Source organism: Streptomyces blastmyceticus, assembly GCF_039521185.1.
GTDB lineage: Bacteria > Actinomycetota > Actinomycetes > Streptomycetales > Streptomycetaceae > Streptomyces > Streptomyces blastmyceticus.
This window is the reverse complement of the sequence record NZ_BAAABW010000016.1, coordinates 439,335-454,716: the sequence shown is the minus strand read 5'-3', so window position 1 is coordinate 454,716 and position 15,382 is coordinate 439,335. Positions and strand designations below refer to the sequence as shown.

16 protein-coding genes are annotated in these 15,382 nt (G+C 71.9%); 11 read left to right on the top strand and 5 right to left on the bottom strand.

Translation table 11 applies throughout. From position 1 onward, the window contains the following. Positions 1–36: 36 nt before the first annotated feature. Positions 37–1,068, top strand: a complete 1,032-nt coding sequence (locus tag ABD269_RS15945) for an LLM class flavin-dependent oxidoreductase (protein ID WP_344118415.1) — start codon at positions 37–39, stop codon at positions 1,066–1,068. Between the two features lie 75 nt (positions 1,069–1,143). Here the strand turns inward: ABD269_RS15945 and ABD269_RS15940 are convergent, their stop codons facing one another. Genes ABD269_RS15940 through ABD269_RS15930 form a run of 3 tightly spaced genes read right to left on the bottom strand, consistent with a single transcriptional unit; the run spans position 1,144 to position 3,918 of the window. Continuing rightward, on the bottom strand, positions 1,144–1,398 hold the full coding sequence (locus tag ABD269_RS15940) for an acyl carrier protein (protein WP_301893895.1): 255 nt from the start codon (positions 1,396–1,398) through the stop codon (positions 1,144–1,146). A gap of 34 nt (positions 1,399–1,432) precedes the next feature. Continuing rightward, positions 1,433–2,656, bottom strand: a complete 1,224-nt coding sequence (locus ABD269_RS15935) for a ketosynthase chain-length factor (RefSeq protein ID WP_344118413.1) — start codon at positions 2,654–2,656, stop codon at positions 1,433–1,435. Further along, entirely contained in the window at positions 2,653–3,918 is a 1,266-nt protein-coding gene (locus ABD269_RS15930; RefSeq protein WP_344118412.1) for a beta-ketoacyl-[acyl-carrier-protein] synthase family protein, read from the bottom strand. Before ABD269_RS15930 ends, ABD269_RS15935 begins: the two co-directional genes overlap by 4 nt. Positions 3,919–4,145: 227 nt before the next feature. Here ABD269_RS15930 and ABD269_RS15925 point away from each other — a divergent pair, with 227 nt between their 5' ends. After that, on the top strand, positions 4,146–5,099 hold the full coding sequence (locus tag ABD269_RS15925; protein WP_344118411.1) for an aromatase/cyclase: 954 nt from the start codon (positions 4,146–4,148) through the stop codon (positions 5,097–5,099). A gap of 72 nt (positions 5,100–5,171) precedes the next feature. Here ABD269_RS15925 and ABD269_RS15920 read toward each other — a convergent pair whose 3' ends face one another. Further along, a complete protein-coding gene (locus ABD269_RS15920) occupies positions 5,172–5,795 on the bottom strand; it encodes a LysE family translocator (protein ID WP_301893903.1) in 624 nt (207 codons plus the stop codon). A gap of 100 nt (positions 5,796–5,895) precedes the next feature. On the opposite strand from ABD269_RS15920, the gene ABD269_RS15915 reads away from it, so the two are divergent. After that, positions 5,896–6,630 carry an alpha/beta hydrolase gene (locus ABD269_RS15915; protein WP_344118410.1) on the top strand — a complete coding sequence of 245 codons (735 nt, stop codon included), beginning with the start codon at positions 5,896–5,898 and terminating at the stop codon, positions 6,628–6,630. Positions 6,631–6,814: 184 nt separating this feature from the next. Here the strand turns inward: ABD269_RS15915 and ABD269_RS15910 are convergent, their stop codons facing one another. After that, positions 6,815–7,441 (bottom strand): ScbR family autoregulator-binding transcription factor, encoded by a 627-nt coding sequence (locus tag ABD269_RS15910; RefSeq protein ID WP_240351452.1) that lies wholly within the window; start codon positions 7,439–7,441, stop codon positions 6,815–6,817. A gap of 190 nt (positions 7,442–7,631) precedes the next feature. On the opposite strand from ABD269_RS15910, the gene ABD269_RS15905 reads away from it, so the two are divergent. The 8 genes from ABD269_RS15905 (at position 7,632) to ABD269_RS15870 (ending at position 15,379) form a co-directional block, all read left to right on the top strand. Beyond that, complete coding sequence (locus ABD269_RS15905) at positions 7,632–8,723, top strand: ScbA/BarX family gamma-butyrolactone biosynthesis protein (RefSeq protein WP_344118409.1); 1,092 nt, start codon at positions 7,632–7,634, stop codon at positions 8,721–8,723. Continuing rightward, positions 8,717–9,859 carry an acyl-CoA dehydrogenase family protein gene (locus tag ABD269_RS15900; RefSeq protein ID WP_344118408.1) on the top strand — a complete coding sequence of 381 codons (1,143 nt, stop codon included), beginning with the start codon at positions 8,717–8,719 and terminating at the stop codon, positions 9,857–9,859. The genes ABD269_RS15905 and ABD269_RS15900 overlap by 7 nt, the downstream gene beginning before the upstream one ends. Beyond that, complete coding sequence (locus ABD269_RS15895) at positions 9,856–10,533, top strand: HAD family hydrolase (protein ID WP_344118407.1); 678 nt, start codon at positions 9,856–9,858, stop codon at positions 10,531–10,533. The genes ABD269_RS15900 and ABD269_RS15895 overlap by 4 nt, the downstream gene beginning before the upstream one ends. A gap of 142 nt (positions 10,534–10,675) precedes the next feature. Then, complete coding sequence (locus ABD269_RS15890) at positions 10,676–11,293, top strand: TetR family transcriptional regulator (protein ID WP_344118406.1); 618 nt, start codon at positions 10,676–10,678, stop codon at positions 11,291–11,293. A 255-nt stretch (positions 11,294–11,548) separates the two neighbouring features. Further along, positions 11,549–12,211 carry an OvmZ protein gene (locus ABD269_RS15885; protein ID WP_344118405.1) on the top strand — a complete coding sequence of 221 codons (663 nt, stop codon included), beginning with the start codon at positions 11,549–11,551 and terminating at the stop codon, positions 12,209–12,211. Further along, complete coding sequence (locus tag ABD269_RS15880; protein ID WP_116212992.1) at positions 12,208–12,390, top strand: MerR family transcriptional regulator; 183 nt, start codon at positions 12,208–12,210, stop codon at positions 12,388–12,390. The genes ABD269_RS15885 and ABD269_RS15880 overlap by 4 nt, the downstream gene beginning before the upstream one ends. Before the next feature lie 109 nt (positions 12,391–12,499). Continuing rightward, a complete protein-coding gene (locus ABD269_RS15875) occupies positions 12,500–13,492 on the top strand; it encodes an aldo/keto reductase (RefSeq protein ID WP_344118404.1) in 993 nt (330 codons plus the stop codon). A gap of 222 nt (positions 13,493–13,714) precedes the next feature. Further along, complete coding sequence (locus ABD269_RS15870; RefSeq protein ID WP_344118403.1) at positions 13,715–15,379, top strand: GH3 family acyl-acid amido synthetase; 1,665 nt, start codon at positions 13,715–13,717, stop codon at positions 15,377–15,379. Positions 15,380–15,382: the final 3 nt, after the last annotated feature.

Genomic DNA, 15,382 nt, shown 5'->3' with positions numbered 1-15,382 from the left:
CACATTGCTCACGGAAAGCGACGGAGGCTGTTCCCGGTGCGACTTGCGGCAAATCTGGTCTATCAAGGGGCGGGCGAACTGGCGCGCGCCGCCGAAGAGCTCGACTACGGCGTGGTGTTGTCCGGGGAGGGCTACCGCAACGACGCCGTGAGCGTGCTGGGGCTGGCCGCGGGCCGCACCCGGCGCATCGGCCTCGCGTCGGGGATCATGCAGATCCCCGCCCGGCCGCCGGGCCTCGCCGCCCTGACCGCGGCCACGCTGGACGCGCTCAGCGGCGGACGGTTCCGGCTCGGCCTCGGGGTGTCCAACCCCGACGTCTCGGACGGCTGGTACGGCGTGCCCTTCGACAAGCCGCTGGCACGCACCCGCGAATACGTGGACATCGTGCGCCGGGCGCTGCGCGGCGAACCCCTGCGCTACGAGGGGGAGCACTTCCGGCTGCCCGCGGCGGGCCGCACGGGCGCGCCGCTGCACATCACCACCGAGCTGCCGCGCCCGCACATCCCCGTCTACCTCGCGGCGGTGGGCGCGGGCTCCCTGAAGCTGGCAGGGGAGATCGCCGACGGCTGGATCGGGGTGTTCACCTCCCCGGAGGCCGTCGCCGGGGCCGTCGCGGGCATCCGCGCGGGCCGGGAGCGCGCGGGCCGGGACATGGCGGGCTTCGACGTGCTGCCCAGCCTGCCGACGGCCTTCGCCGACGACGTGGAGAGCGCGGTGGACCAACTCCGCGACCACTACGTCTACATGCTCGGCATCGGCGACCCGGCGACCAATTTCTACTGCTCGATGGCGCGCCGCATGGGCTACGAGGCGGAGATGGAGCGGTTCACGGAGCGCATCTCGGCGGGCGACCGGGCCGGGGCCGCGCGGGCGATCCCGGCGGGCTTCGTCGACCGCACAGCGATGGTCGGACCGGTGCCCCGGGTCGCCGAGCGGATGCGGGAGTTCGCGGAGGCGGGGGTGACGACGCTGGGCGTCATGCTGTCCCCGGCCCGCACCGACCACGACGGCAGGCTGCGCATCCTGCGCCTGGCCGCGGAGGCACTGGAGGTCTCCGGCGTCGGCTGACGCCTGCCCCCGCTCGCGCGAGCGCCCCGCCCGGATCTCCCGGGCGGGGCGCTCTCAGGTGTGCGCGCGAGGCGGTCAGGCGGCCACGGCGGCGCCGTTGACCAGGTCGAGCAGCGCGCGCGGGGTCTCGATGTCGGAGAGCACGTCGTCCGACAGGTCCACGCCGTACTCCTGCTTGATCCGGGCGGCGCTCTCCATCAGGGCGAGGGAGTCGTAGCCCAGGTCCTCGAAGGAGCTGTCCAGGCTGTCCTCGGACACGGCGGTGGTGTCGTCGGCCCCGGCGCACTCGGTCAGGATGCGGAACAGGTCGGAGAAGGTGAGGGATGCCATGGTGGTCAACTTCCTTGTGTGGGGAGCCGGATGATCAGAGGGAGGGGCCGGTCACGACGACCGCGGAGTTGAAGCCCCAGCGGCCGCGGGCGAGCACCAGGGCCGCCTTGACCGGGACGTCGCGCGGCTCGTCCCGCACCACGTCCAGGCCGTACTCCTGCGGCACCCGGGTGACGTGCGCGGTGTGCGGGATCACCTGGTCGCGGATCGCCAGCAGCGCCGCGACCACGTCCGCCGGGCCACCGCCCGCGTACATGCGCCCCGTCAGCGACTTCGGGGCCGTGACCGGCACGCCGCCCGCGCCGAAGACGCCGCGGATCGCCTCGGCCTCGTCGCGGTCGAGCGCCGGGACGCCGGAGGCGTCGGCGAAGACGACGTCGATGTCCCCGGGCCGCAGACCGGCGTCGGCCAGGGCCAGTTCGGCCGCGCGGCGCAGGCCCGAAGGCCGTCCGGAGCCGGGCTTCGGGTCGAACGTCGAGGCGTAGCCGGCGAGCTCGCCGTAGATGTTCCCGGCGCCGCGCTCACGGGCGGAGGCGGCGTCCTCCAGGATGAGCATCGCGCCGCCCTCGCCCGGCACATAGCCGCTCGCGTCGGCGTCGAAGGGCAGGAAGGCGCGGCGCGGATCGGCCACCGTGCTCACCCGGCCGCTCGACAGCTGCGACGCCCAGCCCCACGGGTCGAAGGCGGAGTCGACGCCGCCGGACAGCACCAGCTTGGTGCCCGAGCGCACCGTGCGGCGGGCGTGGCCCAGCGCGTCCAGGCCGCCGGCCTGCTCGCCGACGAGTGCGGCACCGGGGCCGCGCATCGTGTTGCGGATGGAGATCTGGCCCGTGTTCACGGCGTAGAACCAGGCGAAGGACTCGTAGACGCTGACGAACTCCGGCCCCTTGCTCCACAGCTTGTGGAACTCGCGGTGGGTGAACTCGAACCCGCCCTGGGAGTTGGAGGTGACGACGCCCTTGTCGTAGTCGGTCAGGGTGCCGGCGTCCACGCCCGCGTCGGCGAGCGCCCAGTCCGCCGCGACCAGCCCGTAGCGGGTGGAGATGTCGGTCTGGGGCAGCAGCCGGCCGGGCAGGTGGTCCTTGGCGTCGAAGCCGCGGACCTCTCCGGCGAGCTTCGATGCGTAGCGGGAGGCGTCGAAGCGGGACAGCTCGGCGATGCCGTTCTCGCCCGCCAGCAGGGCCTTCCAGTACTGTTCGGCACCCAGTCCGTTGGGTGCCAGGACCGAGATTCCGGTGATGACCGTCGACTGGCTCACGCGGCCACCTCCGGGCGGTGCAGGACCATCGCGCTCTGGAAGCCGCCGAAGCCGCTGCCCACCGTCAGGACGGTGTCCACGCGCTGCTCGCGCGCGGTCAACGGGACGTAGTCCAGGTCGCATTCGGGGTCGGGGGTGTGCAGGTTCGCCGTGGGCGGGATGACACCGTGCTCGATGGCGAGCAGCGAGGCGGCGATCTCGACGGAGCCGATGGCGCCGAGCGAGTGGCCGACCATGGACTTGATGGAGCTGACCGGCACGTTGTACGCGTGCTCGCCGAGGCTGCGCTTGAACGCCGCGGTCTCGTGGCGGTCGTTCTGCTTGGTGCCGGAGCCGTGCGCGTTGACGTAGTCGATCGTCGTACGGTCCAGGCGGGCCTCGTCGAGCGCGACCCGGATGGCCTCGGCCATCTCGCGGCCGTCCTTCTTCAGACCGGTCATGTGGTACGCGTTGCAGCGCGTCGCGTAGCCGCCGATCTCCGCGTAGATGTGGGCGCCGCGGGCCTTGGCGGCCTCGTACTCCTCCAGAACGAACATCGCCGCGCCCTCGGCGAGTACGAAGCCGTTGCGGCTGCCGTCGAAGGGCCGGGAGGCGTGCGCGGGGTCGTCGTTGCGCGAGGTCGTCGCCTTGATCGCGTCGAAGCAGGCGACCACGATCGGCGAGATCGGGGTGTCCGCTGCGCCCGCCACGACCGTGTCGACGGAGCCCTCGCGGATCAGCCGGGCCGCGTAGCCGACGGAGTCCAGGCCCGAGGTGCAGCCGTCGGAGACCATCGTCACCGGCCCCTCGGCGCCCATGGCCCAGGCGACCTCGGCCGACATGATGCCGGGGCTGTGGTAGTCGAACATGTGCGGGGAGAGGTGGTCGGGGTCGACCAGCCACTCCTTGCCCGCGTCCGACATCACCAGGTACTCGTTCTCCAGGCTGGTCGCGGAGGCGACCGCGCTGCCCAGGGTGACGCCCACCCGGTGCGGGTCGAGGCCGCCGGTCTCCAGGCCGCTGTCGAGCAGGGCCTCCCGGGCGCAGGCGACCGCGAACTGGGTCGCGCGGTCCATCCGGCGGATCTCCCGCGGGCCGAACCCCTCGGCCACCGCGTCGAAGTCCACCTCGCCCGCGATGCGGGAGCGGAACGGCGAGGCGTCGAAGAAGGAGATGTCCCGGGTCGCGGTGCGCCCCGCGGTCAGCAGGTCCCAGAACGCCTCGGTCCCGTTCCCCCCGGGAGCGCGCACACCGATCCCGGTGATCACTACGCGCCGGGTCATCCCCGGCCTCCGTATGTGCAGAACATTGTGGTTCGGTTCCTTTCCCCGTCTTCCGCGTGCTCGGCCTGAATCAGGCTGCGGGGGCCATCTGGAGAGAACCTGGATCCCGGATAAGGACGCCGCCACAAGGGAATTCGCACCGCGGCAGCGATTCTCCAGGCCCGCTCCAGATCGCGTCCGCATAGTCGGCGGCGTCAGTGAAATCCACCCTGGGGAAGGGGCGCCGCATGCCGGACCTGCGCGTTCACCGCACCGAGCACTCCGCCGTCGTCGCCGCACCGGCCCGCGTGCTGTACGACCTGGTCGCCGACGTCACCCGCTGGCCCGCGGTCTTCGGGCCGAGCGTCCACGTGCGGCACATCGAGAAGGGCGACCGGGCCGAGCGCTTCCGCCTGTGGGCCGTGGTGGGCGACGAGGTGCGCAACTGGACCTCCCGCCGCACGCTGGACCCCGACACCCTGCGGGTGACCTTCGCGCAGGACCACAGCCGGCCGCCGATCGCCTCCATGGGCGGCGAATGGCTCTTCAAGGAGCTGGCCGACGGGCACACCGAGGTCCTGCTCGTCCACGAGTTCCAGGCCGTCGACGACGCCCCGGAGAACATCGAGTGGATCAACGCGGGCCTGGACCGCAACAGCCCCAAGGAGCTCGCGGCGCTGGCCCGCATAGCCGAGCTCGGCCACCCCGTGGACGACGTGGTCTTCGCCTTCGAGGACGTCGTCGACATGCCGGGCGCCGCGAAGGACGCGTACGAGTTCATCGACCGCGCCGACCTCTGGCCCGAGCTCCTGCCGCACGTGGGCAAGGTCGACCTCACCGAGCCGGAGACCGGCATCCAGCGGCTGCGCATGGAGACCGTGACGAAGGACGGCTCCGCGCACACCACCGAGTCGATCCGGCTCTGCTTCCCCGGCGAGCGGATCGTCTACAAGCAGACCTCCGCACCGGCCCTGCTCCTCGGGCACAGCGGCAGCTGGACCTTCAGCGAGGACGAGCTCGGCGCGCACGTCACCGCCCGCCACACCGTCGTCCTCAACCCGGCCGCGCTGAAGGAGGCGTTGGGGGCGGACAGCACCCTGGACGACGCCCGCGCCTACATCACCCAGGCCCTCGGCGCCAACAGCCGGGCCACGCTCGCCCACGCCGCGGCGCACACGTCCGCCCGGCACACGGAGAGCTGACGGCGGCGCCCCACGGACCACGGAGCCGCCCCCCTGGAGAAGGGGAGCGGCTCCGTGCACATGCGGTCCGGCTCAGGTCGACGCCACCCGCACCGAGATCCCCGCCAGCATCACGCCCATCACATAGCGCTGCATCCGCAGCCAGCGCGGCCGCTGCTTCAGGAAACCGGCGATGGAGCCCGCGGTCATCGCGATGAGCCCGTTGACGGTGACCGCGATGACGATCTGCGTGAGCCCCAGCAGCAGACTCTGGAAGGCGACCGAGCCATGGCCCGGGTCGACGAACTGCGGCAGGACCGAGATATAGAGAATGGCGATCTTGGGGTTGAGGAGGTTGGTGACCAGCCCCATCGTGAACAGCTTCCGCGGCGGGTCCGGCGGCAGCGGCTGCGGGTCGAAGGCGGAGACCCCGCCGGGCTTGAGCGCCTTCCAGGCCAGATAGGCGAGATAGGCGGCGCCGGCGAGCTTGACCGTGGTGTAGACGGCGGGGACCAGGGCGAAGAGGGTCGCTATCCCGGCGATCGCGGCCAGGAGATAGACGAAGAACCCCACCGCCACGCCCAGCAGCGAGATCAGCCCCGCCCGCCGTCCCTGGGTCACCGACCGCGACACCAGATACATCATGTTCGGCCCCGGGGTCAGCACCATCCCCAGGGCGACGGCAGCCATGCCGAGGAACGCGTGAACGCTGACCATGGAACTCCCTTGCGGTGACGGCCGTTGGCACAGGGGCCCTGGCGGAGCCGCCTGCACGAGAAGATTACGGATCAGCGCACGCGAAGAGGAGCCCGTGATCATGCAACCCGAAGTGACCCGCGCCACCGCCCGCATGGCCAACGGCAAGGCCGTCGACATCTACCGCCCCTCCGCGAGATGCGGCCCCGACCCGCTCCCCGCCGTGCTGATCTGGCACGGAATCGGCCCGGACGAGCGGGACATACTCCGCCCGGTCGCGGAGGCCGTCGCGGCGGGCGGGACCATGGTGTTCGCCCCCGACTGGCGCTCCGACGCGCCCGACCGCGGCCGGGCACACCTGCTGGACTCCCTCGAGTTCGTCCGCAAGGAAGCGGCCGGTCACGGCGCGGACCCCGACCGCCTCGTCGTCGCCGGCTGGTCCGCGGGGGCGGGCGCCGCGGTGGGCCTCGTGACACGCCCCGACCTCTTCGACACCCCGCGCCCCACCGCCGTGGTCGGCATAGCGGGCCGCTACGACGTACCCGCACGCACGACCGGCACGGCACCGCTGGACGACGTCGTGGCGCACGCCCCGGAGGCCGCCGCCGTCCACCTGGTGCACGGCACCGAGGACGAGCTCGACGTGACCCACTCCCGCGTCTTCGCCGAAGCGCTCGCCGCACGGTCCTGGCCGGTACGGCTGGTCGAGCCGGTGTCCGACCATGCGGGTGTCGTCATGAGCGAGTACGACGCGGTGGCGGGCCGCTGCGTCCCGAGCGCGTCGGAGCGGGCGCGGCTGGGCGGGGAGGCGACGGTGGAGGCGATCCTGTCGGCGGCCTCGGGGCTGCGCGCCTGAGCGCCTGCGGCGGGCTTGTCCTCAAACGCCGGACGGGCTGGAAAATCCAGCCCGTCCGGCGTTTGAGGACACCGCGCGAAGCGCGGTCCGGGGTCTGGGGCGAAGCCCCAGTTTCGGGAAGGGGCGGGATAGGGGACAAAGCCCGCCGCAGGCGCAGCGGACCGCACCCGTCCAAACAACCGGGCTACGCCCGAAGCGCGAAAAACGTCAGCTCCCTGACCTCACCCCACCGCTCCACAATGTCCGCCCTATGCGCAAGCACATCAGAAATGTGCTGCATCCCGAAGAACGCCGACACCAACGTCCGCGCCCCCGCCTCCGGATCGATCCCTTCCCGGAGCTCGCCGCTGTAGCGGGCAGTGACCAGCAGGGACGTCAGCAGCTGCGTCCACTCCAGATACGGAGTGGGCAACTCCGCGTCAATGTGCGGGCGCTCGAGCTGAAGCCGGGCGCCCGCCTGCATGACGGGGTCGTCGCGGAAGGCGACCGCCGCGCGGTTGAGGATCTCCTCCGCGGTGCGCATGGGGCTCAGCCCCTCCGCCTGCACCTCCTTCACCACCATGGGCCAACGCCCGTAGTGCTCCTCGACGATGGCGACCGCGAGGGACTCCTTCGTCGGGAAGTGGAAGTAGACGGCCCCCTTCGTCATGCCGAGCCGCTCGGCGACGTGCTGCATGGAGGTGGCCCGGAAGCCCCGTTCGGCGAAGAGCTGGGCGGCCACGTGCAGGGTCTGCGCCCTGGTGCGGATGGCGCGGTCCTGCTTGAGGTCGGCAGTGGCACGAACGGGGGTCTTTCGCTGCCTGGTCGTCACACTTCTTCTCCTGTCGATGGGGGCGGCGGAGAGAGGCGGCCGGGGCACCGGGGACGACTCCCGAACCTCTCCCTTGCAATATACCTTCCCGCAGGTATATTTTCGGTTTCATCAAGCACTGAGTGTCGTACCCGGAGCACGCACCGGCGAGGGAAACCCCGTCGGCGCTCCACAGGGGGGGAGTCCAATCGTGCAGGCTGTTCACACCGTTTCCGCTGCCACGTCGCGCCCGGCCACCACCACCGTTGCCGCCGCCGACGCGATGGAGATCGTCAACAACGCTCTCGGCAGCACCCGTCGGCTCAGATTCGCTCCCACCGTCGAGCGCCGTCTGGTCCACAAGGCCGCCGACAGCCAGGTTCTGCTCACCGACGCGGAACAGGTGGGCGCCGACCGGTTCCTCGTGGCGGCGGCCTGGTCCCCCGACCACCTGCTCTACCGGCCGGGCCCGTCCGGGGCCGGCGACCCGACGCTGCTGGTCGAGTCCATGCGGCAGTCGGCCATCTATCTCTCGCACACCTTCTACGGGATACCGGCCGACGGGCAGCACTTCGTGCTCAGCCACCTCAGCACGGACATCGTCCCACGGGGCCTGCCCTTCGACGAGAGCGCCGCCCTGCCCGTCGTCCTCGACGTCACCTGCGTCCGGACCTCCACCCGGCCGGACCGCTTCAGCATGCAGCTGTCGGTCTCCCTTTATATTCACGGGCGTTGGTACGGCCGCGCCGACTTCCGCTGGGCCGTCCTCCCCCAGGGGGCGTACGACGTGGTGCGGCACCGCAACCGCCCCGCGCTCGACCCGGCGTGCGCCACGGACGACCCCGCGGCGGGCACCTTCGCCCTCTCCCCCGGCACCGTCGGCCGCCACCAGGACCGGGACGTCCTGCTGGCGGAGGCGCCGGGCGCCCCCGAGGACACCTGGCGGCTGCGCATGGACCGCGGCCACCCGGTGCACTTCGACCACGACTCCGACCACGTACCGGGCATGGTGCTGCTGGAGGCGCTGAACCAGGCGGCCCACGCCTCGTACGCAAGGGAGTTCGGCGCGGTCTCCCGGCTGGTGCCGTGGATGGTCTCCTCGCTGGAGGCCGAGTTCAACTGCTTCGGCGAGCTCGACCACCCCATCGACATCATCGTCCGCCCCCTTCCCGAGCCGGGCCCGTCGCGCGCCGGGTTCGAGGCGGCCGCGGTGCAGGGCGACCGGACGCTGACCAGTGCCCGCTTCGTCGGCGCCGCGCCGTCCTGGACGCTGCTCGCCGACTGGGAGGCCGTCACATGCTGACCGCCACCGGGATCGCACCGGAAGCGGTGCTGCCGACCGCCCGGCGCGACGCCCGACTTGCCGAGGAACAGCGCCGATTGACGCCCGACACGGCGGACGCCGTGCGCGCCGCCGGGTTCGCCCGGCACTTCGTGCCGCGCCGCTGGGGCGGCCACGAGGGCACCTTCACCGACTTCCTCGCCGCGACCGCCTCGGTCGCCGGGGCCTGCGCCTCCGCCGCTTGGTGCGCCGCGCTCTACGCCGCGCACGGCCGCCTCGCCTCCTACCTCCCCGAGCAGGGGCAGCAGGACCTGTGGGGCGCCGGTCCCGACGTACGGATCGCCGCGTCGGTCGTCCCGCCGCAGGGCGAGGCGACGCCCCACCCGGGCGGCTGGCACCTGAGCGGCCGCTGGGCGTACGCCAGCGGCGTGGACCACGCGGACTGGATCCTGCTGGCCAGCTGGACGGACGGCCCCGCCGGGCGGGAGCACCGGATCTTCGCCGTGCCGCGGGACGAGGTGACCGTGCTCGACACCTGGCGGCCGCTCGGACTGCGCGGCACGGGAAGCAACACGGCCACGGCGGACCACCTGTTCGTACCGGCCCACCGGACCTTCGCCCTGGGCGAGTTGCTCGCCCCGAGGCCGGGTGCGGCGCGGTGTCACGCCGTGCCGTTCCCGATGGTGGCGGCGCTGCAGTTCGCCGCGCCGCTGCTGGGCGCGGCGGAGTCCGCGCACACCCTGTGGGTCGCCGCCACGGCGGGCCGCGAGCGGGCCGACGGGCGGGCCGCCGCCCGGACGCCCGCGGCCCGGCACCTCGTCGCCGAGTCCTCGGCGAAGCTCAAGGCTGCCCGCTTGCTGCTGACCGATGTGGCGCAGCGGGCGGACGGCGCGGTGGTGACGCCCGAGGCGGTCGCCGAGTGCAGGCGCGACGCGGCCATGGCCGCCGCCCTGTGCGCACAGGCCGTGGACCGGCTCTTCCACGCCGGCGGCGCAAGCGCGCTCGCCGACGGCAACCCCCTGCAACAGAAGTGGCGCGACGTCACCGCCGCCGCCGCACACGCGACGCTGGACTTCGACACGGCCGCCGCGGCCTACGCCGACGCGGCCTTCCCCGACACCTGCCCCGATACCGACAAGGAGGCCAACGGGTCATGACCGTACGGCCGGTGGCCTTTTTCGATGTCGACGAGACGCTGATCAACGGCAAGAGCATGCTGCTCTTCCGGGACTGGTGGGACGCACTCCACCCACCGGGCGAGTCCGGCTGCCCGGAGGCGACCGCGCTCACCGGGAAGGACCGGAGCGAGCTCAACCGCGCCTACTACCGGCGCTTCACGGGCGTGCCCGCCCACGAGCTGCAGACGGCGGGCCGCGAGTGGTACCGCGACTTCCGCACGGACCCGCACGCCTTCGTCATCCCCGCCGTCACCGCGCTGCGCCGGCACCGGGCCCTCGGCCACATGGTCGTGCTCGTCTCCGGCTCGCTGTGGCCCTGCCTGGCGCCGCTCGCCGCCGACCTGGGCGCGGACCGCATCCTGTGCACGTCGCAGCGCGTCGACGCCTCCGGGGTGCTGACCGGCGAGATCGTCCGCCCGATGATCGGCGAGGGGAAGGCCGATGCCGCGGCGGTGTTGATGGCGGCCGCCGGGGCCTCGCCCGAGGACTGCTACGCCTACGGCGACCACGCGAGCGACCTCCCGCTCCTGAGGAGCGTGGGCACGCCGGCGGCGGTGGGCGCGGACCCCGTGCTCGCCGAACACGCCGTGCGCGAGCGCTGGTTGCGCCTCCCGTGCGAGACGGGGCCGTTGGAGCTGCCCGCGCCGCTGTAGGCACGGGGACCCCCGGACGGGCCGGATTTGGCTGGGCTCAGCCAAATCCGGCCCGTTCTGCGTTGTGACGGCATAAAACATTCCTTCCAGGGGGTATCTTTTTGGCAACCACGGGGGCTCATACAGAGAAACGGAGGACCCGGTGATCCAGGAACGCGCCAGGCGGACCAGGGAACATGTACTCAACGCCGCCGCCGAGGAGTTCGCCCGGCACGGCTACGCCAACACCGTCCTGCAGACGGTGGCGACCCGCATCGGCATGACCAAAGGCGCCCTCTACGCCCACTTCCCGTCCAAGGAGGACCTGGCACACGCCCTGCTCCAGCACTTCGCCGACGCCTGGGACGACATCCGCGCGACCTGGGGCGACCTGGACCGGCCGGCCCCCGCGACGCTGCTGGCGGCCGCGTTGAGCCTGGCCAGGAGGCTGGAGTCGGACGTACGGATGCGGGCGGCGCTAAGGCTGTTCGCGGACGGGGGCATCACCACCGACCGCGGGTCCAGGACCCTGTCGGAGATACGGGACTGCCTGGCGACCCTGGCCCGGCGCGGGCAGGAGGAGGGCGCCATCCTGGCCTCGTACGCCCCCGACCGCATCGTCAGGCTGCTCCTGGCGGTCGCCTGGGGCGCGCCCTACGCACCGGGCGCACCGGCCCTCGACGACCGCCTCTCCCCCCTGGAGGAGGACTGGGCGATGCTCCTCGACCTGCTCAGCCCCCACCCCCAACTCGCCTTCCGTGCCCGCGAGGACGCCCCGTGACCAGGCATGACGCCCGATCAGCGACCTTCGGGAAATCGGGGGTTGCGCGGCGGGCGGCACATGTGTCACGCTTCTTCGCGAGCCACTGTGTCTTCTGGACCCCGACGTTGAACGCGTCCTTCGCTCAATTCCCTTGACTCTCCCCAGCGGATCCCCACAAGCTAAAAACATTCCTTCGGGAGGGTATTTAACGTGGATGAACAGGAGATGGGACTGGTGACCCGCCTACAGGCCTTCGCCGCACAGGAACCCCGCGTGTCCACCGACACCGCAGGCCCCCTGTGCGCTTCGCCCCGGTGCCGCCGTGACCACGACGACCCCCACCCGCGCACCCGCCGCACCGGCACGGGTTCCCGCCTCTGCGGGCCCTGCCGGGAGCGGCTGTCCGACCAGCTCGCCGAGCTCCCCGGCCTCCACGCCGAGAGCGACCACGAGCTGGGCGGGCCGGGCCGGGCCTGGATGTCACCGCGCGTCTCCGGAAGCCGTGAGCTCCGCCTGCCGATCGACCCGCACACCGCGAGCGTCCGCGAACGGGCCCTGTGCACCCTCGTCTCCTGGGCCGACCTCGTCGTCGAGGAGCGCGCCCTCGCGACGCCCCCCGCACGCACCGTCCCGGCGCTGGCCGCGTTCCTGCGCTCCCAGCTCGCCTGGCTGGCGGCCCACCCGGCCGCCGGCGAGGCGGCCGACGAGATCATGCAGCTCGTCGGCAGCATGCGCCGGGTGATCGACCCCGACCCCGTGGAGCCGACCCCGGTCGGCGACTGCCCCGAACCGGGCTGCCACGGCACGGTGTCGATCTCCTCGATCGGCAGCAGCAAGGCGGCCCTGCGCGGGCTGGTCTGCGACGCCGGGCACACGCTTCCCCCCAGCATGTGGCTCCGGCTCGGCGACCGCCGCAAGGAGGTGGCCGCGGTATGACCCCCGCGGAGCGCGCCCGCCGCGTCCCCACCAATGTCGCCGCCCTCGCCCTCGGGGTCACCGAGGGCACCATCCGCCAGTGGGCCCACCGCGGGCGCATCACCCGCTACGGCACGGCCCGGCGCGCCACGTACGACCTCGACGAACTCGCCGAGCTCGTCCGCGGATCGCGCCCCTGAGACTCCGGCCGGGCCTCCCCCCGCCCGGCCGGGCACACCTTCACCCCCCTCGCACGTCATCGGCACGCACCGCCCTTGTGAAGACCAACCTCTTGAACGGAGAAGCACGTTGCTGGAACACCGCAAGCTCGGCAGCCAGGGCCTCGAGGTCGCGCAGATCGGCCTCGGCTGCATGGGCATGAGCCAGTGGTACGGCGCCACCGACGACACGGAGTCGATCGCGACGATCCACCGGGCCCTGGAGCTCGGCGTCACCATGCTCGACACCGCCGAGGCCTACGGCCCGTACGACAACGAGGAGCTGCTCGGCAAGGCCCTCCAGGGCAAGCGCGACCAGGTCGTCGTCGCCACCAAGTTCGGCTTCCCCATGAAGCTGAAGGACGGCTCGACCGCCAAGGTCAACAGCCGCCCGGAGCACATCCGGGAGGTCGTGGAGGCCTCGCTGCGGCGGCTGCGGACGGACCACATCGACGTTCTCTACCAGCACCGCGTCGACCCCGACGTCCCGATCGAGGACGTGATCGGCACCATGGCGGAGTTCGTCGAGCAGGGCAAGGTCCGCTACCTCGGCCTGTGCGAGGCCGGCGAGAACACCATCCGCCGCGCCCACGCCGTGCACCCGCTGTCCGTGCTCCAGAGCGAGTACTCGGTGTGGGAGCGCAACCTGGAGGACGGCGTGCTGCCGGCCCTCCGCGAGCTGGGCATCGGCCTCATCGGCTTCTGTCCGCTCGGCCGCGGCTTCCTCACCGGCAGCGTCGACCGCGCCGAGAACTACCCCGAGGACGACTTCCGCAGCCACGACCCGCGCCTCCAGGGCGAGAACTACGACCACAACATGGCGATCGCCGCGAAGATCAAGGATCTCGCCGGCCGCCACGGCCTCACCCCCGCCCAGCTGGCCATCGCGTGGGTGCTGCACCAGGGCGACGACATCGTGCCCATCCCGGGCACCAAGCGCCGCACCTACCTGGAGGAGAACCTCAGTGCGGCCGGGGTGCGGCTCGACGCGGAGCTGCTCCGCGAGATCGAGGAAGCCGTCAACTCCTCGCAGGTGGCCGGTCCCCGCTACAACGAGCGGATGATGGCCTTCATCGACCGCTGAGCCAGCGGCCCCTCTTACTCACGTTTACCGCGCGATGACCTTTCGGGCGCCCCCATGAGCCTGTGGTTCCGGCCGGGGGTCCGGGGGTTGTCCCCCGGGAAAATGCAGCTCCCCGACTCCGAGCACCGGCGGCCTCCCCCTCCGCCGGTGCTCGGCATTTTCGCCGGCCCTACTTGCTTCACCCTCCCTCACCCAGTCGAACCCATGCGGAGAGAAGTGGACATGTCCATATCGGATTGGCAGAAACACTGGAAGGCGCGCCGGGGCCGCTTCATCGAGGAGTGCCGGCAGGCGCACGAGCGGCTGCTCGCGGACCTCAAGAACCCCGGGGCGGCCCAGGAGCGCGTGCTCGACGACATCATCGGTGTCAGCGCGGCCTCGCTGCACTGGAAGGAGCGGGGCTACGACGCGCTCGCGAAGGACGCCACCTCCTTCCGCTCGGCCGTCCCGATCATGCGCTACGACGACTTCGCCGAGGTCATCGAGCGGGAGACCCGCACCAAGGGCGGCACACTGACGTGCAGCCCGGTCCTGCGCTGGCTCAAGACCAGCGGCACCACCGGCACCCCCAAGCGCGTCCCGTACACGCTGCACTGGCTGCTGACCTACCGCATCCCCGCGATGATGGCGATGTGGGGCACCTATCTGGAGCACCACCCCGAGCTGCTCGCCCACCCCTACGCCACGCTCGACACCCAGACGGTCCGCGAGGACGTCACCGACTTCGTGCACGGCGTGGAGCACCAGGCCGTCAGCAACCGGCACCCGCAGATCAACACCCGGGACTGGAACCCGCCGTGGTACGAGGCGCCCTGGTTCGGCCCCGACACCCCCACCACCCACGAGGGCCGGATGTACCACCGCATCCGCCACCTCCTCGGCAAGAACCTGCACTACATCTCCTCGATCAACCCCAGCACCCTGATCTCGCTGCGCGACCTCATCGCGGTGCACGGCAAGAGCCTGGTGCGGGACCTGCGCGAGGGCACGGTGGAGGGCGAGCCGTGGGGCGAGCCCGACCCGGCCGCCGCCGACCGCCTGGAGGCGGTGCTGGCCGACCCGGCCTTCAGCCTCAAGGACGTCTGGCCCTCGCTGACGCTCTACAGCTGCTGGCTGTCGGCGTCCGCCGGGCTCTACCAGAGCAAGCTCGACGCGGTCTTCCCCGGCGTCGCCAAGCTCCCCTTCATGAGCTGCGGCACCGAGGGCGTCACCACCATCCCGGTGGACGACACCGCGCACAGCCAGCCGCTCGCGATCAACCAGGCGTTCTTCGAGTTCGTCCCGGCGGGCGTGCCGCTCGGCGAGCTCGTCGAGCGCGGCGAGGCCGTCCCCACGCTCCTCTTCGACGAGGTCGAGGCGGGCGAGGACTACCACCTGATCATGTCGCAGGGCAACGGCCTCTACCGGCTGTGGACCGGCGACATCTACCACGTCGACCGCGTCGAGGGCGGCGTGCCGTGGATCCACTTCCTGCGCCGTGACGGCGTCTTCCACTCCTTCACCGGCGAGAAGATCACCGAGGCCCAGGTGACCCAGGCCATCGAGCAGGGCGTCGCCGGACTCGGCCTCGACATGGGCCTGTACATGTGCGGCCCGCAGTGGGGCGAGCCCCCGCACTACGTCGCCCTCGTCGAGAGCCACGGCAGCGACAAGGACATCGACGCCCCGCTGTCGGAGCGGATCGACGAGGAGCTCAGGACGATCAACATCGAGTACGCGTCCAAGCGCGACAGCGGACGGCTGGGGGCCATCGAGGTCGTCACCGTGCCGCACGACGCGATCAACGCGCACGTCGAGAGCCGGCGGCTCGCCGGCAACGCCACCCAGTACAAGTACAAGCCATTTCAGCAGGACATCGCATTCGTCGCCGACATCGTCGGCGACTGACCT